Annotated in this window: 20 protein-coding genes; 15 read left to right on the top strand and 5 right to left on the bottom strand. The window is 68.6% G+C overall.

The window, feature by feature from the left end; genetic code table 11:
* Positions 1-28: 28 nt before the first annotated feature.
* From glmS to E3O50_RS10500, 10 genes are all read left to right on the top strand, one after another.
* Complete coding sequence (gene glmS, locus E3O50_RS10545) at positions 29-1879, top strand: glutamine--fructose-6-phosphate transaminase (isomerizing) (protein WP_134449921.1); 1851 nt, start codon at positions 29-31, stop codon at positions 1877-1879.
* Positions 1880-1916: 37 nt separating this feature from the next.
* A complete protein-coding gene (locus tag E3O50_RS10540) occupies positions 1917-2273 on the top strand; it encodes a holo-ACP synthase (RefSeq protein WP_134449922.1) in 357 nt (118 codons plus the stop codon).
* Complete coding sequence (gene alr / locus E3O50_RS10535; protein ID WP_134449923.1) at positions 2267-3430, top strand: alanine racemase; 1164 nt, start codon at positions 2267-2269, stop codon at positions 3428-3430. Before E3O50_RS10540 ends, alr begins: the two co-directional genes overlap by 7 nt.
* Entirely contained in the window at positions 3427-3969 is a 543-nt protein-coding gene (gene tsaE, locus E3O50_RS10530; RefSeq protein ID WP_134449924.1) for a tRNA (adenosine(37)-N6)-threonylcarbamoyltransferase complex ATPase subunit type 1 TsaE, read from the top strand. The genes alr and tsaE overlap by 4 nt, the downstream gene beginning before the upstream one ends.
* Positions 3970-3978: 9 nt before the next feature.
* Entirely contained in the window at positions 3979-4611 is a 633-nt protein-coding gene (gene tsaB / locus E3O50_RS10525) for a tRNA (adenosine(37)-N6)-threonylcarbamoyltransferase complex dimerization subunit type 1 TsaB (RefSeq protein ID WP_134557995.1), read from the top strand.
* Entirely contained in the window at positions 4612-5151 is a 540-nt protein-coding gene (gene rimI, locus E3O50_RS10520) for a ribosomal protein S18-alanine N-acetyltransferase (RefSeq protein ID WP_166787419.1), read from the top strand.
* Positions 5148-6215, top strand: a complete 1068-nt coding sequence (gene tsaD / locus E3O50_RS10515) for a tRNA (adenosine(37)-N6)-threonylcarbamoyltransferase complex transferase subunit TsaD (protein WP_134449926.1) — start codon at positions 5148-5150, stop codon at positions 6213-6215. Before rimI ends, tsaD begins: the two co-directional genes overlap by 4 nt.
* Positions 6216-6358: 143 nt before the next feature.
* Positions 6359-6832 carry a DUF4190 domain-containing protein gene (locus E3O50_RS10510; protein ID WP_134449927.1) on the top strand — a complete coding sequence of 158 codons (474 nt, stop codon included), beginning with the start codon at positions 6359-6361 and terminating at the stop codon, positions 6830-6832.
* Positions 6833-6917: 85 nt separating this feature from the next.
* The gene (locus E3O50_RS10505) at positions 6918-7514 is read left to right on the top strand and encodes a hypothetical protein (protein WP_166790574.1); all 597 of its coding nucleotides are present in this window, start codon (positions 6918-6920) and stop codon (positions 7512-7514) included.
* A 51-nt stretch (positions 7515-7565) separates the two neighbouring features.
* Positions 7566-7973 (top strand): hypothetical protein, encoded by a 408-nt coding sequence (locus E3O50_RS10500; protein WP_134449929.1) that lies wholly within the window; start codon positions 7566-7568, stop codon positions 7971-7973.
* Between the two features lie 60 nt (positions 7974-8033).
* Here the strand turns inward: E3O50_RS10500 and E3O50_RS10495 are convergent, their stop codons facing one another.
* Positions 8034-9248: a class I SAM-dependent methyltransferase gene (locus E3O50_RS10495; protein WP_134557993.1), complete on the bottom strand. Its 1215-nt coding sequence runs from the start codon at positions 9246-9248 to the stop codon at positions 8034-8036.
* A 150-nt stretch (positions 9249-9398) separates the two neighbouring features.
* Here E3O50_RS10495 and groES point away from each other — a divergent pair, with 150 nt between their 5' ends.
* The 4 genes from groES to E3O50_RS10475 all read left to right on the top strand — a co-directional run bounded on the left by groES (position 9399) and on the right by E3O50_RS10475 (position 13112).
* On the top strand, positions 9399-9695 hold the full coding sequence (groES, locus tag E3O50_RS10490; RefSeq protein ID WP_092339382.1) for a co-chaperone GroES: 297 nt from the start codon (positions 9399-9401) through the stop codon (positions 9693-9695).
* Between the two features lie 161 nt (positions 9696-9856).
* Positions 9857-10786 (top strand): EamA family transporter RarD, encoded by a 930-nt coding sequence (gene rarD, locus E3O50_RS10485; protein ID WP_134557992.1) that lies wholly within the window; start codon positions 9857-9859, stop codon positions 10784-10786.
* A 43-nt stretch (positions 10787-10829) separates the two neighbouring features.
* Complete coding sequence (locus E3O50_RS10480) at positions 10830-11591, top strand: hypothetical protein (RefSeq protein WP_134557991.1); 762 nt, start codon at positions 10830-10832, stop codon at positions 11589-11591.
* Positions 11592-11777: 186 nt separating this feature from the next.
* Entirely contained in the window at positions 11778-13112 is a 1335-nt protein-coding gene (locus tag E3O50_RS10475; protein ID WP_134449933.1) for an ABC transporter substrate-binding protein, read from the top strand.
* Between the two features lie 402 nt (positions 13113-13514).
* Here the strand turns inward: E3O50_RS10475 and E3O50_RS10470 are convergent, their stop codons facing one another.
* Genes E3O50_RS10470 through E3O50_RS10455 form a run of 4 tightly spaced genes read right to left on the bottom strand, consistent with a single transcriptional unit; the run spans position 13515 to position 17667 of the window.
* Positions 13515-14297 carry an ABC transporter ATP-binding protein gene (locus tag E3O50_RS10470; protein WP_134557990.1) on the bottom strand — a complete coding sequence of 261 codons (783 nt, stop codon included), beginning with the start codon at positions 14295-14297 and terminating at the stop codon, positions 13515-13517.
* A gap of 2 nt (positions 14298-14299) precedes the next feature.
* Positions 14300-15295, bottom strand: a complete 996-nt coding sequence (locus E3O50_RS10465; RefSeq protein ID WP_134449935.1) for an ABC transporter ATP-binding protein — start codon at positions 15293-15295, stop codon at positions 14300-14302.
* On the bottom strand, positions 15285-16274 hold the full coding sequence (locus E3O50_RS10460) for a branched-chain amino acid ABC transporter permease (RefSeq protein WP_134557989.1): 990 nt from the start codon (positions 16272-16274) through the stop codon (positions 15285-15287). Before E3O50_RS10460 ends, E3O50_RS10465 begins: the two co-directional genes overlap by 11 nt.
* Before the next feature lie 13 nt (positions 16275-16287).
* Positions 16288-17667 (bottom strand): branched-chain amino acid ABC transporter permease, encoded by a 1380-nt coding sequence (locus E3O50_RS10455; protein ID WP_134449937.1) that lies wholly within the window; start codon positions 17665-17667, stop codon positions 16288-16290.
* 264 nt (positions 17668-17931) lie between these two features.
* Between E3O50_RS10455 and guaB the strand changes: the two genes are divergently transcribed.
* Positions 17932-19434, top strand: a complete 1503-nt coding sequence (guaB, locus tag E3O50_RS10450; protein WP_134449938.1) for an IMP dehydrogenase — start codon at positions 17932-17934, stop codon at positions 19432-19434.
* Positions 19435-19461 lie beyond the last annotated feature (27 nt).

The following is a 19461-nucleotide window of genomic DNA, read 5'->3' as shown; positions in this document are numbered from 1 at the left end:
ACAGCTTAGTCGGACTAAAATCGGGGCTATGTGCGGAATCGTGGGTTATGTCGGGGAAGATAAAAGCGTCGAGGTCCTGATGAGGGGGTTGCGGAGACTGGAATACCGGGGGTACGACTCGGCGGGGATCGCGGTCATCGACGATGACGGCGTGCTGAACACCAGGAAACGGGCCGGTAAGCTCGCCATTCTGGCCGGGGACCTCGAAGGCAACCCGATGAACAACGGCCGTACCGGCATCGGCCACACCCGCTGGGCCACCCATGGCGGACCGACCGACGCGAATGCGCATCCGCACCTCGGTGACAACGGCAAGCTCGCCCTTATCCATAACGGCATTATCGAAAACTTCTCCGTTCTCAAGGAGGAGCTCCTCTCCGAGGGCTTCACCTTCGAGAGCGAGACCGACACCGAGGTCGCCGCAGTGCTGCTCGGCCGCGAATACCAGCGCCTCGGCGACCTGAGCGCCGCGTTCCTGAGCGTCGTCGGCCGCCTGGACGGCGCATTCACCCTCCTCGCGGTGCACCAGGACCAGCCCGGTGTCGTCGTCGGCGCCCGTCGCAACTCTCCGCTCGTGATCGGTCTCGGCGACGGGGAGAACTTCCTCGGCTCCGACGTCGCAGCGTTCGTCGAGTTCACCCGCCGGGCCGTCGCCGTCGGCCAGGATCAGATCGTCACGATCACCCCTGAGGTCGTCACCATCACGGACTTCGACGGCAACGCCGTCGAGTTCGAGGAATTCGACATCGCCTGGGACGCCTCCGCCGCCGAAAAGGGCGGTTGGTCCAGCTTCATGGCCAAGGAGGTCTCCGAGCAGCCGGACGCCATCGCCAACACGCTCCTCGGCCGCATCCACGAGGGCCAGGCCGTCGTGCCCGAGCTCGAGGCCTTCGGCGACGACGTGCTCGCCGGCATCCGCCGGATCGTCATCGTCGCCTGCGGTACCGCGGCGAACGCCGGCTACGTCGCCAAGTACGCGATCGAGAAGTGGACCCGCGTGCCCGTCGACGTCGAGCTCAGCCACGAGTTCCGCTACCGCGACCCGGTGCTGAACCCGGAGACCCTGATCATCTCCATCAGCCAGTCCGGCGAGACCATGGACACCCTGATGGCGGTCAAGTTCGCCAGGGAGTCCGGCGCCAAGGCCATCTCGATCTGCAACACCCAGGGTGCGACCATCCCCCGCGAGTCCGACGCCGTGATCTACACGCACGCCGGCCCAGAGGTCGCCGTGGCCTCGACGAAGGGCTTCACCGCCCAGATCGCCGCCCTCTACCTCTTCGCCCTGCACCTCGCCCGCGTGCGCGGCAGCATGACCGAAGCGGATGCCGCGGCCCAGATCGTCGAGCTGCAGGCCATTCCCGCAAAGATCGCGACCACCCTGCTCCAGGAGAGCGCCGTGCACGAACTCGCCGCCTGGATGTCGGACACCCGTGCCGTGCTGTTCCTCGGCCGCCACGTCGGTTTCCCGATCGCCCTCGAGGGTGCGCTCAAGCTCAAGGAACTCGCGTATATCCACGCAGAGGGTTTCGCTGCCGGCGAGCTCAAGCACGGTCCGATCGCGCTGATCGAGCCCGGCCAGCCCGTCTTCGTCGTCGTGCCGAGCCCGCGCGGTTCCGCGCACCTGCACCCCAAGGTCGTCTCGAACATCCAGGAGATCCGCGCCCGCGGCGCTCGCATCATCGCGATCGCCGAAGAGGGCGACGTGGCCGTTCTGCCGTTCGCGGACACCGTACTGCGGATCCCGCTCGCCTCGCCGCTGTTCGAGCCGTTCCTCGCGGTCGTGCCGATGCAGATCTTCGCGATGGAGCTGGCAACGGTCAAGGGCCTCGACGTCGACCAGCCCCGCAACCTCGCGAAGTCGGTCACGGTCGAATAAGCGCGGACGGAGTGGGGACGGGCAGGCGGTCGCGGGCGTGATTCGTGGCATCGGCGTCGACATCGTCGACCTCGACCGGTTCGACCGGCAGGTTCTGCGCACGCCCGGACTCGTTCCCCGGCTGTTCGCGGCCGCAGAACGCGGCCTGCCCACCCACTCCCTCGCGGCGCGGTTCGCGGCCAAGGAAGCACTGATCAAGGCGCTCGGCGACAGCGCGGGCACGAGCTGGCAGGAGATGGAAGTCGTGAGCGACGCGCACGGTAACCCCGGATTCCGGCTGAGCGGGGTCATGGCCGAGGTGCTGCGTGCGCGCGGCGTCGACTCCGTGCACCTCACGATGACCCACGATGCGGGCGTCGCCTGCGCCTTCGTCGTGCTCGAGGGTGCATCGTGAGCGAGTTCCGCGAGGCCGTCATCGACCTCGGTGCGATCGCCGCGAACGTCGCCCACCTGCGCGCCACGATCGGCACCCCGCATTTCATGGCCGTCGTCAAGGCCAATGCGTATGGCCACGGCGCGGTCCCCGTCGCCCGCACCGCCCTCGCCGCGGGGGCCGACTGGCTCGGCGTCGCCGATCTCACCGAAGCGCACGCGCTCAGGGACGCCGGCATCGAGGCCCCGCTCCTCGCCTGGCTGCACGGGCCCGACACGGATTTCGAGGCCGCGATCGCCAGGGACATCGACCTGGGTGTCTCGTCCGCCTGCCAGCTGCGGACCATAGCGGATGCCGCCGGCCGGCTCGGCCGCGTCGCCAATGTCCACCTGAAGCTCGACACCGGCCTCAGCCGCAATGGCCTGAACGGGCCGGACTGGGCCGAGGTCTTCGCGCTCGGCTCCGGCTTCGAACGGGACGGCCTCGTGCACGTCCGCGGCATCTTCAGCCATCTCTCCAACGCCTCCCCGGCCGCGGACGACGAGGCCGTCGCCCGCTTCAGCTCCGGCCTCGACCTCGCCGCAGCGGCAGGGCTGACCCCGGAGCTCGCGCACCTCGCGTCGACAGCGGCCGCCCTGCGCCTGCCCGCCGCCCGGTTCTCCATGGTGCGGATCGGCATCGGCCTCTACGGGTTGTCCCCCTTCGACGACGCGAGCCCGCGGGAGCTCGGCCTTTCGCCGGCGATGACCCTCCGCGCGAGCGTCGCCGCCGTGCGCCGGGTGCCTGCGGGAGCGGGCGTGTCCTACGACTACCTGTGGCGTGCCCCAGAGGACGGCAATCTGGCCCTCGTCCCGCTCGGTTACGCGGACGGTGTGCCCCGCGCGGCGTCCGGCTCTGCGCGGGTGAACATCAACGGCCGCGGCTATCCGATCGTCGGACGCATCGCGATGGACCAGTTCGTCGTGAGTCTCGGCCAGGACGGTGTCGACGTCGGGGACGAGGTCGTGCTCTTCGGCGACCCCGACGTGCGTGGGGGAGAGCCGGAGCCGGTGCCGAGCGCTGCCGACTGGGCGGATGCCGCCGGCACGATCAACTACGAGATCGTCACCCGGATCGGGCACCGCGTTCCGCGCAGCTACCGGGCTGTCCTCAGCGAGAGCGGGGAGCCCGCGCGATGAACCGCCGGGTGATCCCCGACGCCGCTGCGATGCACTCCTGGGGTGTCCGCGTCGCCGCTGAGCTCCGCGCGGGCGACCTGCTCGTACTGACCGGTCCGCTCGGCGCGGGCAAGACCACCTTCACCCGCGGCCTCGGCGTCGGACTCGGGGTACGCGGCGCGGTGACGAGCCCGACCTTCGTGCTCGCCCGCACACACCCGAGCCTCGTCGGCGGCCCGCCGCTCGTGCACGTCGACGCCTACCGGCTGCAGGGCGCGATGGAACTCGACGACCTCGACATCGACTTCGAGCATTCCGTCGTCGTGGTCGAGTGGGGCCGCGGGCTGCTCGATGGGGTCGCGGACTCGTGGCTCGACATCGAGATCGAGCGGCCGACGGGCGCATTGCAGACCGGGCCGGCGGGCGCGGCCGGCTCCGCCCGGGCATCCGCCGCACCCGGCCTGGACCTCGACGTCGACCTCGACGAGCCGCGCACCGTCACCATCACCGGGTTCGGCCCCCGCTGGGCCGCGTTCGAGGGCGCATGGCCCGGGGAATAGGCTGAACAGGTGCTTCTCGCCATCGATACCTCCGCCGGAACCCGCGTCGCGGTCGTCGACGGGGTCCGCGGCGTGCTCGCGGACATCGACACCGCAGACACCATGCGCCACGCGGAGTTGATCGGCAGACTCATCGCAGAGTGCCTCGACCGGGCGAACGTGCGGGTCGCCGACCTCACCGGTGTCGTCGGCGGCATGGGCCCTGGCCCATTCACCGGTCTCCGCGTCGGCATCGCCGCTGCCCGCGTCTTCGCTCTCGGCGCCGGCCTGCCCTTCCTCCCCGTGATCAGCCACGACGCCATCGCCCTGAGCCGCTTTCGGGCCGGCCACACCGGCGGCCTCGTCGTCGTGACCGACGCCCGCCGGCGCGAGGTGAACTGGTCGGCATACAGCGGGGCGGATGCCGCCGGCCTGCCCGTACGCCTCGCCGCGCCAGGGGTGGCGAAACCGGCCGTCCTGCTCGAGCCCGACTGGGTCTACGCGGGCCTGGTCCGCGCGGACGCCGTGACCGTTCCGGCCGCCGACCTCGGCAGGGTCGCCGAACTGCTGCTGGCCAACGACCGTGCCTTCGCGACCGACGCCGCCTTCTACCTGCGCTCGCCCGACGTCACCCTCTCCAACGGTCCGAAACGGGTGAGCTGAGTGACCTGGCAGCTGCGCCGCGCCCACGCGGGCGACCTCGACGGCATCATGGCCCTCGAGACCCGCCTCTTCGAGAACGACGCCTGGTCCGCGGAGGGCATGCTCCGGGACGTGACCGACCCGGACTGCTACTACCTCGTCGCGGTCCCGCCGGACGAACCCGACCGCATCGAGGCATACGCGGGGCTGCTCGCGCCGCGCGGGGCGCTCGAGGGCGACATCCAGACCATTGCCGTCACCGAGACGGCCCGCCGGCACGGTCTCGGCGGCACCCTCGTGCAGAGCCTCGTCACCGAGGCCCGCAAGCGAGGCATCCGCGAGGTGTTCCTCGAGGTCCGCGCCGACAACCCCGGCGCCCAGCGGGTCTACCTCCGGCTCGGCTTCGAGGAGATCGGTGTGCGCCGCGGCTACTACCAGCCGGACAACGTCGACGCGCTCGTGATGCGACTCGCAGTGCCGCCCGCGGAGGCGGCGCTCGCCGCGCCCGACCCGGTGCAGTCCCCGACCGACCCGACGGATGCCGCGGAGGCGACCGAATGAACCGCGACAACCCCCTGGTGCTCGGCATCGAAACCTCCTGTGACGAAACCGGCATCGGGATCGTCCGCGGAAGCCGGCTGCTCTCCAACACGATCGCCTCATCGATGGATGAGCACGCCCGGTACGGCGGCGTCGTACCCGAGGTCGCGGCGCGCGCCCACCTCGAGGAGCTCGTCCCGATGATCCGGGCGGCGACCGAGGACGCGGGCATCCGCCTCGAGGACGTCGACGCGATCGCCGTCACCTACGGCCCCGGCCTGTCCGGCGCGCTCATGGTCGGCGTCGGCGCCGCGAAAGCACTCGCGATCGCCCTCGGCAAGCCGATCTACGCGGTCAACCACCTCGTCGGCCACGTCGGTGCCGACGTACTCCAGACCGACGCCGATCCGGGCACGGAGCCCCTCGAATACCCGACGATCGCCCTCCTCGTCTCCGGAGGGCACACCTCGCTCCTCCTCGTGCGCGACCTCGTCTCCGACGTCGAACTGCTCGGCGAGACCATCGACGACGCGGCGGGGGAGGCCTTCGACAAGGTCGCCCGCATCCTCGGCCTGCCATACCCCGGCGGCCCGCAGATCGACCGCGTCGCGCTCGGCGGCGATCCGGCGTACATCCGCTTCCCCCGCGGCCTCAGCCATCACAAGGACATGGAACACCACCGCTACGATTTCTCCTTCTCCGGGCTGAAGACCTCGGTCGCCCGCTGGGTCGAGCAGACCCGCGACGCGGGGGAGACCGTGCCGCTCGCGGACGTCGCGGCGAGCTTCCGCGAGGCCGTCATCGACATCCTGCTCACCAAGGCCGTCGCCGCGTGCACCGACCTCGGTGTGCCGCGACTTCTCCTCGGCGGCGGGGTGATCGCGAACGCGCGGCTCCGCGAGCTCGCCGTCGAGCGAACGGATGCAGCAGGCATCGCCCTGCGCATCCCGCCGCTTTCGCTGTGCACCGACAACGGCGCCATGATCGCCGCGCTCGGCGCCCAGCTGATCATGGCGGGTCACGAGCCGTCCACCCTCGACTTCGGTGCGGATTCAACGCTCCCTGCTTCCGTCATCCAGGGCTGAAAACCGCGTCCCATCTCCGGTTCCTATGCATCCGCGATACGCTGGACGCAACAGACATGGCGCGTCATGGGCGTTGACACCCGTTCGATGAGGGTGCAACTATGGCACCGCCAGCTGATCGAAGCCCAAAGGAGCCGTTAGTCATGACCGACCCGAACCAGCCTCCGGTAACCCCGCCCCCGGTGAACCAGCCCCCGATCTACCAGGCGCCCGCCGCGCCCGAATACCAGGCACCCGCCGCGCCGGCGTACCAGGCACCTGCCGCCCCCGCGTATGGCGCACCGGACACGTACGGTCAGCAGCAGTACGGCCAGCAGCAGCAGTACGGCCAGCCGCAGGCGTACGGCCAGCAGGCCTACGGCCAGCCCCTCGCCCAGGACAAGTACAACGTCCTCGCGATCGTGTCGCTCGTGTCGGCGTTCTTCGTCTCTCTCGCCGCGATCATCACCGGCCACATCGCCCTCAGCCAGATCAAGAAGACCGGAGAAAAGGGCCGCGGGCTCGCCATCGCCGGCCTCGTTCTCGGCTACCTGGGCATCGTCGCCGGCATCATCGGCGCGATCCTCTTCATCGTGCTGATCAGCACGGCCTCGACCAACGGGTACTCCAGCTACTGACCCACTTGATCGTCCCTGCCGGCCTGTCGTCACGACTGACCTGCCATCACCGTTGACCCGTCAATGAAGTGGAAAGGAACAGCTCATGAGTGATCTGAACGCCCCTGGTGCCTCGGGAATCCCTCCGGTTCCCGAGGTTCCGCAGGTGCCCGACGTGCCGCACGTGCCCGAGGTTCCCGAGGTTCCCGAGGTCCCGCAGATTCCGCGCGGCGAGTCCACCGTGGCCGCTGCAGGGCCCCCCGGAACGCAGCCCGTGGCATCCGGCGGCGATGGGTTCGCCGGTCCGCCGTTCACGGATCCTCCGACCGCCGGTCCAGCGCCCGGCGGTCCTGCCTCCGCCGGACCGCCGTCGCCGCCGCCCGGTTACGGGTATCCGTACCCGCCCGCCCCGGGGACGCAGGCTTCGACCCGCCAGCCGCTGCTCAGCATCCTCTCGCTTGTCGCAGGTGTCGTCGGACTGCTGGGCCTCCCGATCGCGTTCATCCCCTTCGTCGGCGGGGTGCTCACCCTGCTGCTGCCGGCCGCGGCCATCGTGCTCGGGGCGCTCGGTCGCACGAAGGAACCGCGCGCACGTGCCCTGTGGCTCACCGGCCTGATCACGGGCATCGTCGGCGTCGCCCTTTCCCTGCTGAGCATCGTCGTCTGGATCATCGTCTTCGCAAGCATGCCGAGTACCTACTAATATCGCTGAGAGCCCGTTCCCCGGGCGAAGTGAACGGACCGGGAGGCCGCAGTGACGGATGCACGACGTCCCACCGCCGGTGACGACCTCCGCTTCGAACTGACGCGCCCGCCGGAGGAGGTCACCGGCGAACTCGACTACGCGTCGACCGTCACCGCTCCCACCGAATGGGTGCCGTACGTCTACACCGAGTCCGAGCTGCGCGCCCTTGCGCGCAGGCGCGCCCGCTCTCTCGCCTCCCTCTTCTTCGGCGCCGTCGGCCTCGCCGGCGCCGTCTTCGTGGTCTGGACCGCGCCGCTCTCGCTCGCGGCCGTCGTGCTCGCCGTCTGGGCGAGCCGCACCGAACGCGCGGCCGTCGCGATCTGGGCCTGGGGCCTCGGCACCGGTCTCGCGGGCCTCGTCATCGCCGCCGGCTGGATCGTGCTGATCAGCCAGGGCATCAGCCCCATCCCGCACTGAGCTCCCGGCGTTGAGTGCCCGGCGCTGGGTGCCCGGCGCTGGGTGCCCGGCGCTGAGTGCTCAGCGCGGCGGCTGCACCCGCTCCACGAGCAGAGCGAGCCTGTGGCCGCCCGCCCGGGTGAGCACGAGAGTGGCGGACTCGGACCCGTGCAGCTTCAGCCGGGTGCGCAGCACGGCCGGGTCAACGTCCACGCCGCGCTTCTTGATCTCGAGAGTCCCGATCCGACGCTCCTTGAGCGCGAGCCGGAGTTTCTTCTCGTCCACCGGCAGCGACTCGAGCACCCGGAACGCCGTCGCGAACGGGGTCTCGTGCAGCGACTCTGAGCTCAGGTATGCGATGCCCTCCCCGAGCATCAGCGCGTCCATGCTGCGGGCCAGGTCGCCGATCAGCCGCGCCCGGATCACGGCGCCATCCGGCTCATACAGGTAGCTCCCGGGCACGCCCGCCTCTCCGGGCACGGTCTCGACATCCGGACTGTCCGCGGCCGCGGTCAGCTCGTGCCGGCCGTCCCTGCCCAGGAGCAGGGCCGAACGGCGGATGCCCTCGCGAGCGAGAACGCCGGACCAGAGTCCCATCTCCACGAGCTTTCCGTCCACGGACACCCACTGCGCTTCCGCGGCGGCGGGAATGGCGTCACGGTCGTGACCCGGACCGAGCTTCACTCCGATCGGCATCCGCTCGCTCAGTCCGAAGACGAAGTCGAGGTTCGGCGAATAATCCTCCGGGCGGGTCAGCCGGGAGGTATTGCTGTGACCGGCCGTACGGCGGGCCGGGTCGAGCCAGGCAGCGTCGAAGCCGGTGAGGTCGAAGGTCTCCGCGTCGCCGTGCACGACGGCGGCATTGTCGAAGGGGGCGAGGTTGTAGCTCGCGACCGTGGCCGTGACCTCGTCCGTGTCCACGGCGGTCACCTGGATGTCGAGCGCGGCGAGGGCCATCGAGTCGCTGCCGATCCCGCTGCCGAGATCGGCGACCCGGTTCAGTCCGGCAGCGGCGAACCGGCCGGCGTGCAGCGCGGCGACGTTCAGGCGGGTGGCCTGTTCGAGACCGGCCTCAGTGAAGAGCATCCGCCCGGCGAAGTCGCCGAACTTGGCCACGGCCTTCGCCCGCAGCCGCGATTGGCCGAGCACCGCGGTCACGAGTCCCTGAGGATGGCCGGCCTTCCGCAGGTCGCTCACCAGCCGAACCACATCGGAGGCGTTGTCCCAGGGCGGAAGCGAGTCCAGCAGGCGCAGCCCCTCGGGGGACAACAGGTCAACAAGCTCGGAGCGTTCCATTGTCCAAACGATATCAAGCCATGGCCGCCGCGCCCGGAACGCCCGAGTCTGGCACTCACGTTGCGTGAGTGCCAGAAGCGCCCTAAACTCGCTGTTAGCACTCTCGCTGTGAGTCTGCCAACCAAGTCTTAGCTAAGAAAGAGGTCAACCGTGTCGGTCTCCATCAAGCCGCTCGAGGATCGCATCGTCATCAAGCAGGTCGACGCCGAGCAGACCACCGCATCAGGTCTGGTCATCCCTGACACTGCCAAGGAAAAGCCCCAGGAGGGCGAAGTTGTCGCCGTCGGCCCCGGCCGCATCGACGACAACGGCAACCGCATCCCGCTCGACATTGCCGTGGGCGACAAGGTCATCTACTCCAAGTACGGCGGAACCGAGGTCAAGTTCGGTGGCGACGACCTCCTCGTCCTCTCCGCACGCGACGTGCTCGCCGTCGTCGTCCGCTAGGGATTCGTTCCAGGCGCCACGCACGACCGCAGTACACGTACGAACAACACAAAATCCCGGATGGCCTGATCATCCGGGATTTTGTGTTGCCAGGTCCGCCCGAGCGCGGCCCGCACCACCCAACACGTCCAGGCAGGGCACGCCCGCGAAGGGGAATCGTTGTGAGCAGGACACGGAGCCAGTCGGCCGAACCGACCAGCGGACTCGCCTTCGCGATCTCCGCGTACGGCCTCTGGGGCCTGCTCCCGCTCTTCTTCCTGCTGCTGCACCCGACGGGACCCTTCGAGGTCGTGGCCTGGCGCGTGCTCTTCTCCCTGGTCTTCTGCCTCGCCCTGATCACCGTCACCCGTGGCTGGCCCGCCCTGCTCATAGTCCTCCGCCGCCCGAAGACGGTCTGGGTGATGGGCCTGGCCGGCCTCCTGATCTTCGTCAACTGGCAGACCTACGTCTTCGCGACGCTGACCGGGCACGTGGTCGAGGCCGCCCTGGGCTACTTCATGAACCCGATCGTCACGGTGCTGCTGGGCGTCTTCGTTCTGCACGAGCGGTTGCGGCGCATCCAGTGGATCGCGGTCGCGATCAGCGCGGCCGCTGTGCTCGTGCTGACGCTCGGCTACGGGGCACTCCCGTGGATCTCGCTCGTCCTCGCCCTGTCCTTCGGGTTCTACGGGCTGATCAAGAAGAACGTCGGACCCGGCGTCGGCGCGCTCACCGGCCTCACCCTCGAGACCGCCTGGCTGATGCCGATCGCGGTCGCGGAACTCCTCATCGTGGGCGCCGTCACCGGGCTCACCTTCGGCACCGTGTCGCCGTGGCACACCGTCGGCCTCGTCTCAACGGGCGTCGTGACGGCCGTCCCGCTGCTGTTCTTCGCAGCCGCCGCCCGCCGCCTGCCGCTCAGCCTGCTCGGCCTCGTGCAGTTCGTCGCACCGGTGCTGCAGTTCCTCGTCGGGGTCTTCATCCTCGGCGAGCCGATGCCGCCGGAGCGCTGGGTCGGCTTCGGGCTCGTCTGGGTCGCGCTCGTGATCCTCACGGCCGACATGGTCGTCACCGGACGCGCCCCGCGGCGAGCATCCCCCGAACCCCTCTGACCGGCGATACGCTCGGAGCATCCCACCTGTGAAAGGACCACGGATGCCCTTTCCAGCTCTGAACGTCACCTCGCGACCCCGGGGGCTCACGTCTGCCGGTCTCGCGCTCACCGTCGTCGCCGCGCTGCTGCTTTCCGGGTGCACCGCAGGGGACGCCCCCGTCGTCGTGACCAGCACTCCGACCGTCGCCGCGACGGTCGCGCCGACCGGCGACGGCACGCTCCTGATCGGCACGCTGTTCCCGATGACCGGGGAAGCGGGAGCCGCAGTGACCGGCGCCGCTCAGGTCGCCGGCACCGAGCTGGCCGCCCGCGAGATCCTTGAGCAGGCCGTGCCCGGCACTCTGCCGATCCAGCTCGTGCATCGGAACTCGACGGGGAACGTCGCGGCCGCGGTTGCCGACCTGGTGGCGCGACACGTTGACCTCGTTCTCTGGGACGCGACGAGTGCGGTGCCCGCTGATGTCACGGCATCCGTCGCCGCAGCGGGCATCGCCCTGCTGCCTCTGAACGACTTCACGAACGGCGGCACTCCGCTCGCAGCAGACGAGGCCTTCGCAGTGCGCCTGCGCACCTCGGACCCCGGGCTCGCCGACACCGCCGGAGGCGGGGAAGCCTTCGACGGGGTGGTGCTCGCGGCCCTCGCCGCGAGGGAGGCAGGCGACGACGGCGGGCCCTCGATCGCCCCGGCGCTCGACCGGGTCAGCCACGGCGACGCGGTGTGCGCATCCTGGGCATCCTGCATCACCGCCCTCGGTGAGAAGAAGCAGATCGCATACCAGGGCGTGACCGGGCGACGCTCCTAGTACAGCACCTCGTCCGACGGCGTCCCCCAGAGCAGGTGCCGGTGGTGTCACGAATCGCTAACGATGTTCTCTTTGCGCGGCAAGAAAACATCCTCGAAACAAAGTGATCCTAGGTTGGAGCCTAATAACGCGAGTGGGCCTCACCCGGAGGCTTACTTACGCGTGCAAGATGAAAGGGTACCCAGGATGATTAAATCCAAGCACGCCCTCCGGACCGCCATCGTGGCGGGAGCAGGCGTCATCGCCGTCATGCTCTCCGGTTGTGCATCCGGCGGCGGTTCAACCGCTACCACGACCTCGGCTGCGGCCGCGTCCTCGTACACCGACGCAGCTTGTGCGAGCGGAGCGTCCACGGACAAGTCGCTGGTCGTCGGCTCGATCCTCCCGATCACCGGTAGCCTCGCCTATCTCAACCCGCCGGAACTCGCCGGCGTCGGCCTCGCCGTCTCCGACATCAACGCCGCCGGCGGCGTCGACGGCAAGGACGCCTGCGTCCTGGCCACCGACTCCGGTGACAGCACGGACCTGACGATCTCGACCGCGTCCGCCCAGAAGCTCATCGCGGCCAAGGTATCCGTCGCGATCGGCGCCGCGTCCTCGAGCGTTTCGCTCAACGTCGTCGACTCCTTCGCCTCCGCCAAGATCGTCCAGATCTCCCCGGCCAACACCTCGGCCAAGCTCAGCGGCTACGGTCCGTTCTACTTCCGTACCGCACCGCCGGACTCGGTCCAGGGTTCCGCGCTCGGCCAGCTCATCACGGGTGACGGCAACGCCAAGGTCGCCTTCCTCGTCTTCAACGACTCCTACGGCACCGGCCTCCGCGACTTCACGCAGGCCAGCGTCGAAGCCTCCGGCGGAACCGTCGTCTATGGCGGCAAGGGCAACGGCCAGGAATTCCCCCCCGGCCAGACCACGTTCTCGTCCGAGGTGACCGCTGCGAAGGCGACCAACCCTGACGCGATCGTCATCCTCGCCTTCGACGAGACCAAGTCGATCATCCCCGAGCTCAAGGCCCAGGGCGTCGACCTCTCCAAGGTCTACCTGTCCGACGGCAACACCGCCGACTACAGCAAGGACTTCGAAGCCGGCACGCTGACCAGCGCACAGGGCACGATCCCCGGCGCATACCCGGCTGATGACTTCAAGGCCAAGCTCGTCTCCTGGTACAAGGACACCCAGAACGCAGCTCTCGGAGACTTCTCCTACGCTCCTGAGGCCTACGACGCGACCACCCTCTCCGCCCTCGCGGCGCTGAAGGCCAAGTCCACCGTCTCCGCCGACATCCAGGCGCAGCTCGCGGCCGTTTCCGGCGCGAGTGGCAAGGGCACCAAGTGCAAGAGCTACGCCGAGTGTGCACCGCTCGTCACCGCCGGAACGGACATCCAGTACGTCGGACAGTCCGGCGTCGGCCCGTTCAACTCGCACAACGAGCCGTCGAGCGCCTTCATCGGCATCTACAAGTTCGACAAGGACAACAAGCCGGTCTGGCAGTCCGCCATCGAAGGACAGACCTCCTATTAGCAGGAGAGTGCTGATCGTCGGCTGAGGCCGGACGAACACAGGGAGCGGGGTCGGGCGAAAGCCCGGCCCCGCTCTTTCGTGCGCCCGCCCCCGCGCCTCCCCGCGCCTCCCCGCCCCGCGCCTCCCCGCCCCGCGCCTCCCCGCCCCCGCGCCTCGCCGTGCTCGCCAGCATCCGCTCTTTCGCTGAGGTGTCGCAGATCGACGTTCGCCGACCCCGTGAACCTCGATGTGCGACCCCTCAGCGAGGTTTCCAGCCGCACCGGCGCCGGTTTCGGCAGCCCGCGCCCGCCGTTGCGGGAGCGCCTGAGCAGACGGGCGCAGCGGCGGATGTCGCCGGGGACACGAAAAGGCCCGTGCCTGCCCCCAGGGGGCTGGCACGGGCCTCTCGGCGGTGCGGGCGGGTCAGGAGATGATGACGGGCTTCTCGTCCTTCTCAGCGTCGACGTCCTTGGCGAGGGTGCCGAGGTAGAGCTCGATGACCTTGGGGTCGTCGGCGAGCTCGCGGCCGGTGCCTGTGTAGGCATTGCGGCCCTGATCGAGCACGTACCCGCGGTCGCAGATCTGCAGGCAGCGGCGCGCGTTCTGCTCGACCATCACGATCGTGACGCCGGTCTTGTTGATGCGGCGGGTGCGGATGAAGGTCTCGTCCTGACGCACCGGGGAGAGGCCGGCGGACGGCTCGTCGAGGAGTAGTACGGACGGGTCCATCATGAGCGCACGCGCCATCGCGACCGACTGGCGTTCGCCGCCGGAGAGCGAACCGGCGCGCTGGTTGCGGCGGTCGGCGAGGGCGGGGAACAGGTCGAAGATCGCGTCGAGACGCTCGACGAGCAGCTTGGGCCGCAGGTACAGGCCCATCTGCAGGTTCTCCTCGATCGTGAGGGAGGGGAACACGTTGTTGTTCTGGGGGACGAAGCCGACGCCGGCCTGCACGAGGCGGTTCGCCTTGAAACCGGTGATGTCTTCGCCCTTGAGCGTGACGTTGCCGCTGCGGACGGACACCAGTCCGAACAGTGCCTTGAGCAGCGTGGACTTGCCCGCGCCGTTCGGGCCGATGATTCCGATGAGCTCACCGGGGTAGACATCCAGGTTGCAGCCGTTGAGGATATTGACCCCGGGAACATAGCCGGCGACGAGATCCGTCGCTTGCAGGACCGGAGCGGGAGAGCCTGTGGGTACAACCATGACTACGCGTCGCCTTCCGTGCGGTTTTCGAGTTCGACCTCTTTGGCCAGTTCCTCCGCGACTTCGTCCGTGAGGAGCGAGTCGTCGCCGAGGTCGGTGTCGTGGTGCGCGCCGAGGTAGGCGTCGATCACGGCCTGGTCGTCCATGACGGTGGCCGACGGGCCCTCAGCAACGACCTTGCCCTCGGCCATCACGACGACCCAGTCGGAGATGTGCCGCACCATGTGCATGTCGTGCTCGACGAACAGGACGGTCATGCCCTCGTCGCGGAGAGACTTGATGTGCCCGAGCAGCGACTGGGTGAGTGCGGGGTTGACCCCGGCCATCGGCTCGTCGAGCATGATCATGGTCGGTTCGCTCATGAGCGCCCGCGCCATCTCCAGGAGCTTCTTCTGGCCGCCGGAGAGGCTGCCGGCCATGTCGTTCTTCTTCTCGAGCAGCTTGAATCGCTGCAGGAGGTCCTCGGCCTGCGCCGTGATCTCCCGTTCGCGCGCGGCCCAGAGCGGCTTGATCACCGCGGCGAAGAGGTTTTCGCCTGGCTGGTCCTTCGCGCCAAGGAGCATGTTCTCGAGCACGGTGAGCCTGCTGAGCGCCTTCGTGAGCTGGAAGGTGCGCACCATGCCGCGCTGGGCGACCTTCGCCGCACCCATGTTGTTGACCGAACGCCCGTTGAACATCGAGCGGGCGGCCTGGTCGGACTTCGGCCCACCGATGAGGCGCGGAGCGGAGCTCGGCTTGTCGAAGCCCGTGATCAGGTTGAAGAACGTGGTCTTGCCCGCGCCGTTCGGGCCGATCAGGGCCGTGATGATTCCGCGCTGTACCTCGAGGTGCGGCACGTTGACGGCGGTCATGCCGCCGAACTGGCGCACGATGTTGTCGACGACCAGGATCGGGTCTGGCTTGGGGACGCCGGGAAGGGGGGAGACGGCGGCGACGCTCGCGGTTGCGGCTGCCGCAGCGGCTGTCGGGGCGACGGTGACTCCGAGATCAGTTGACATTGAAGCTCTGCTCCTTCTTGTTACCGAGTACACCCTGGGGTCTGAAGATGACCACGAGCATGAGCACCACACCGATCAGGATCCAGGAGAACTGTTCGGCCTGCTGGCCGTTCATGATGCTGTCCGGCACGAACTGGCCGGCGACACCCTGCACGAACAGGCGCAGGGCGAAGAAGATGATCGAGCCGAGCACGGGCCCGAACACGGTCGCGGCGCCGCCGAGCAGCAGTGCTGTCCACACGAAGAACGTCATCGAGCGTCCCATGCTGTCCGCCTGAACGGATGCCGGCAGCACGTAGATGATGCCGCCGAGCGCTCCGATGGTGCCGCCGAGGATGAGCGCCTGCATCTTGTAGCTGTAGACGTTCTTGCCGAGGCTGCGGATCGCATCCTCGTCTTCCCGGATGCCGCGGAGTACGCGACCCCACGGGCTGCGCATCAGCAGGAACACGAAGAGGCAGAGGATCCCGACGATGGACCACGCGACCAGGCGGATCCACCAGCCGTTGGAGCCGGTGTTGTCGTAGGTGAACGGGCCGAGGGTGGTCTGGCCGTCGCCGAGGAAGGAGAGGTCGGTGAACGGGCCTCGGTAGCTCTGGCCGGTGAGACCGTTCGAGCCGCCGGTGATGTCGGTGAGGAGCGACGAGCGCCCGATCATCCGCACGATCTCTGCGGCCGAGATCGTGACGATCGCGAGGTAGTCACCGCGCAGCTTCAGCGTCGGAACGCCGAGGATGAGTGCGAAGACCGCCGCGGCGACGAGTGCGATCAGCACGGCGGGGAACAGCGGGATCCCGGCGACGATGGAGATGGCGAAGGCGTATGCGCCGACGAGCATGAACCCGGCCTGGCCCATGTTGAGCAGGCCGGTGTAGCCGAAGTGGATGTTGAGTCCGATGGCTGCGATGGCGAGTGCCGCCGTCGATGGCGAGAAGGCGGAGGCGGCAATCGCCGTCAGGGTCGTCAGAAATTCATTCACGGTCTTGTCCTTCCTAACCGATGCGCTCTCGGCGCCCGAAAATGCCTTGTGGCCTGACGAGCAGGACGAGGATGAGAATGAGCAGTGCCGTGGCGTACTTGAAGTCGCCGGGGAGCACGAGGTTCGTGAGCTCGACGACCATGCCGATGATCATCGCGCCGGCGAGGGCGCCGAACGCGGTGCCGAGGCCGCCGAGGGTGACCGCGGCGAACATCAGCAGCAGCAGCTGCAGGCCGGTCTGCCAGTTCACGCCATTGAGCACGAGGCCGAGCATGACGCCGGCGAGACCGGCGAGTCCGGCGGAGGCCGTCCAGACCAGGCGGATGATGGCGTCGACGTCGATCCCGGAGGCCGCGGCGAGCGAGGGGTTGTCCGAAACGGCGCGGGTGGCCCGGCCGATCCGGGACCGGAGCAGGAACAGCCCGACGAGGATGATGACCGCAACGGCGATGCCCATCGCCCAGAGCGACTGAACCGAGAGGGTGATCGGGCCGATTTCGACGGTGACCGGGTTGGCCTTGTCGATCCGGACGGTCTTGGCCCCGATGAAGAACTGGAACGCGTACTGCAGCGCGATCGAGAGCCCGATGGTCACGATCATCAGCTGGGTGTTCGGCAGGCCGCGCTTGCGCAGTGGCTTCCAGATCAGCGCATCCTGGAAGTACCCGGTCGCCGCGCAGACCGCGACGGTGAGGAAGGCGGCGAGGAAGAGGTTGAGACCGAGCTGGTTGGCGAGCACGAATGCCAGCAGGCCGCCGAGGGTCACCTGCTCGCCGTGGGCGAAGTTGCTCAGCCCGGTCGTCCCGTAGATCAGCGAGAGGCCGACGGAGGCGAGGGCGAGCAGCAACCCGAGGCGGATGCCCGACGCGGCCTGCTGGAGGAAGCGCTCCCACGTGACGGAGCCGGTCGTCGCGGAGTCACCCGTCGACGGGGCAGAGGTCGAGAGGCCGGTGCTTTCCCCGCTGACCAGCTTGAAGATGGTGCCGGCGTTGCGACCCAGGCCGCCATTGACGGTTGCCGGGTTGGCGATGCTCGGGTCGAGGGTGTTCCCGCTCGGCAGGCTCGTGGTGTCGAGAGTGACGGTTGAGGGGCCTGCGACCGTGATGGCCACGCCCCACTTGCCCGCGGCATCCGTCACGAGGTTCTCGGTCGTGTCACCGTTCGTGACCGTGAGCCTCACGCCGACGGCGGGGTCGCCGTTGCCCTGCTTGATCGTGCCCTGGATACAGCCTGTGGTGGCATTGGCCACACACGCCGTAGTCGGGACGGCCGTCGCCGCGGAAGCACTCGTCGCGCCGAGGCCCATCAGGCCCAGACTGGCGACTCCGATGAGCAGGAGACCGGCGAGCATCCGCCGGGACGACAGGAGGCCTGCCGTACGTGTTCGCTGCATGAATGGTGTCAAAACGTAACCTCCGTGAACGGGCGGGGCCTCGGGGTGGTCGAGGGGAAAAAACTCGGGTGAACCGGCCCCTGCCAACTTCTTCGTCGACAGTACGTCCCGATTATGTCGCAAATGTTTCGGAGTGGTCCTCGGAATCGTTTCCGTCCTCAAGGAATGCGCACGCGGAGAAGTCGCTTAACATTGGGGAACCGGTCGTTTCCAGGAATTCCCGGACTCTTCTGTTATTTCTCTGCACCAGCAAAAAGGGGTTTCATGGATCAGCCAGATCCGTTCGGTTTCACCGGGCTTACCTACGACGACGTCCTGCTCCTGCCAGGCCACACCGACGTCATTCCCAGTGAAGCAGTGACAATGTCGCGGTTGACCCGGAGAATCAGCGTCGCGACGCCCCTGCTTTCGAGCGCCATGGACACGGTCACCGAGACCAGGATGGCCATCGCCATGGCCCGCGAAGGGGGGCTCGGTGTCCTGCACCGCAACCTGTCGATCGCGGACCAGGCCGAACAGGTCGATCTCGTCAAACGCAGCGAATCCGGGATGATTACCAATCCGGTAACAACTTCGCCGGAGGCCACCGTCGCGGACGTCGACGCCCTCTGCCGGCAGTTCCGGATCAGCGGACTCCCCGTCGTCGATGGAGACGGCGTGCTCGTCGGCATCATCACGAACCGCGATATGCGCTTCGTCACGGCCACCCAGAAGCACACGATGCGGGTGCGCGAGGTGATGACGCGGATGCCGCTCATCACCGGCAAGGTCGGCATGGCGCCGATGGACGCGGTGGCCATCTTCGCCACCCACAAGATCGAGAAGCTTCCCCTCGTCGACGACGCCGGCCGGCTCACCGGCCTGATCACCGTCAAGGACTTCGACAAGAGCGAGGAATACCCGCACGCGACGAAGGACGACGCCGGCCGGCTGCGCGTCGGCGCGGCCATCGGCTTCTTCGGCGACGCGTGGCAGCGCGCGACCGCGCTGCTCGACGCGGGGGTCGACGTGCTCGTCGTCGACACCGCCAACGGCGACAGCGCCGGCGTGCTCGAGATCATCCGCCGGCTCAAGACCGACCCGGCCTTCGCGGCCGTTGATGTCATCGGCGGCAACGTCGCCACCCGGAGCGGCGCCCAGGCGCTCATCGACGCGGGCGCGGACGCGATCAAGGTCGGCGTCGGCCCGGGCTCCATCTGCACGACCCGCATCGTCGCAGGCGTCGGCGTCCCCCAGATCACGGCGGTCTACCAGGCCTCCCTCGCCGCGCGTGAGACCGGGATCCCGGTCATCGCCGACGGCGGACTGCAGTACTCCGGTGACATCGCCAAGGCGCTCGTCGCCGGCGCGGACACCGTCATGCTCGGCTCGCTCCTCGCCGGCTGCGACGAGAGCCCGGGAGAGCTCGTTTTCGTCAACGGCAAGCAGTTCAAGACCTACCGCGGCATGGGCTCGCTCGGCGCGCTGCAGACCCGCGGTAACAAGACCTCCTATTCGAAGGACCGCTACTTCCAGTCGGACGTCCCCTCCGACGACAAGCTCATCCCCGAGGGCATCGAGGGGCAGGTTCCGTACCGCGGTCCGGTCTCCGCCGTCGCGTACCAGCTCATCGGCGGCCTCCGCCAGTCGATGTTCTACGTCGGCGCGCGCACGATCGACGAGCTCAAGCAGAAGGGCAAGTTCGTGCGGATCACCTCCGCCGGGCTCAAGGAATCGCACCCGCACGACGTGCAGATCGTGGTCGAGGCCCCGAACTACCGTCGCTGACCGGGTCGCGCCGGCACACCCAGCCGG

Source organism: Cryobacterium sp. MDB1-18-1 (assembly GCF_004402735.1).
Lineage (GTDB): Bacteria > Actinomycetota > Actinomycetes > Actinomycetales > Microbacteriaceae > Cryobacterium > Cryobacterium glucosi.
The sequence above is the reverse complement of the archived record's forward strand: the minus strand, read 5'-3'. Positions and strand labels throughout refer to the sequence as shown.

Excerpts from the sequence above, each read along its gene's own strand:
- E3O50_RS10480 (WP_134557991.1), top strand. The coding sequence starts at position 10,830 with ATGCCCTTTCCAGCTCTGAACGTCACCTCGCGACCCCGGGGGCTCACG.
- E3O50_RS10505 (WP_166790574.1), top strand. The coding sequence starts at position 6,918 with ATGAGTGATCTGAACGCCCCTGGTGCCTCGGGAATCCCTCCGGTTCCC.
- E3O50_RS10455 (WP_134449937.1), bottom strand. The coding sequence starts at position 17,667 with ATGCAGCGAACACGTACGGCAGGCCTCCTGTCGTCCCGGCGGATGCTC.
- E3O50_RS10465 (WP_134449935.1), bottom strand. The coding sequence starts at position 15,295 with ATGTCAACTGATCTCGGAGTCACCGTCGCCCCGACAGCCGCTGCGGCA.
- tsaD (WP_134449926.1), top strand. The coding sequence starts at position 5,148 with ATGAACCGCGACAACCCCCTGGTGCTCGGCATCGAAACCTCCTGTGAC.
- glmS (WP_134449921.1), top strand. The coding sequence starts at position 29 with ATGTGCGGAATCGTGGGTTATGTCGGGGAAGATAAAAGCGTCGAGGTC.
- E3O50_RS10495 (WP_134557993.1), bottom strand. The coding sequence starts at position 9,248 with ATGGAACGCTCCGAGCTTGTTGACCTGTTGTCCCCCGAGGGGCTGCGC.
- tsaE (WP_134449924.1), top strand. The coding sequence starts at position 3,427 with ATGAACCGCCGGGTGATCCCCGACGCCGCTGCGATGCACTCCTGGGGT.
- E3O50_RS10470 (WP_134557990.1), bottom strand. The coding sequence starts at position 14,297 with ATGGTTGTACCCACAGGCTCTCCCGCTCCGGTCCTGCAAGCGACGGAT.
- E3O50_RS10510 (WP_134449927.1), top strand. The coding sequence starts at position 6,359 with ATGACCGACCCGAACCAGCCTCCGGTAACCCCGCCCCCGGTGAACCAG.
- E3O50_RS10475 (WP_134449933.1), top strand. The coding sequence starts at position 11,778 with ATGATTAAATCCAAGCACGCCCTCCGGACCGCCATCGTGGCGGGAGCA.
- guaB (WP_134449938.1), top strand. The coding sequence starts at position 17,932 with ATGGATCAGCCAGATCCGTTCGGTTTCACCGGGCTTACCTACGACGAC.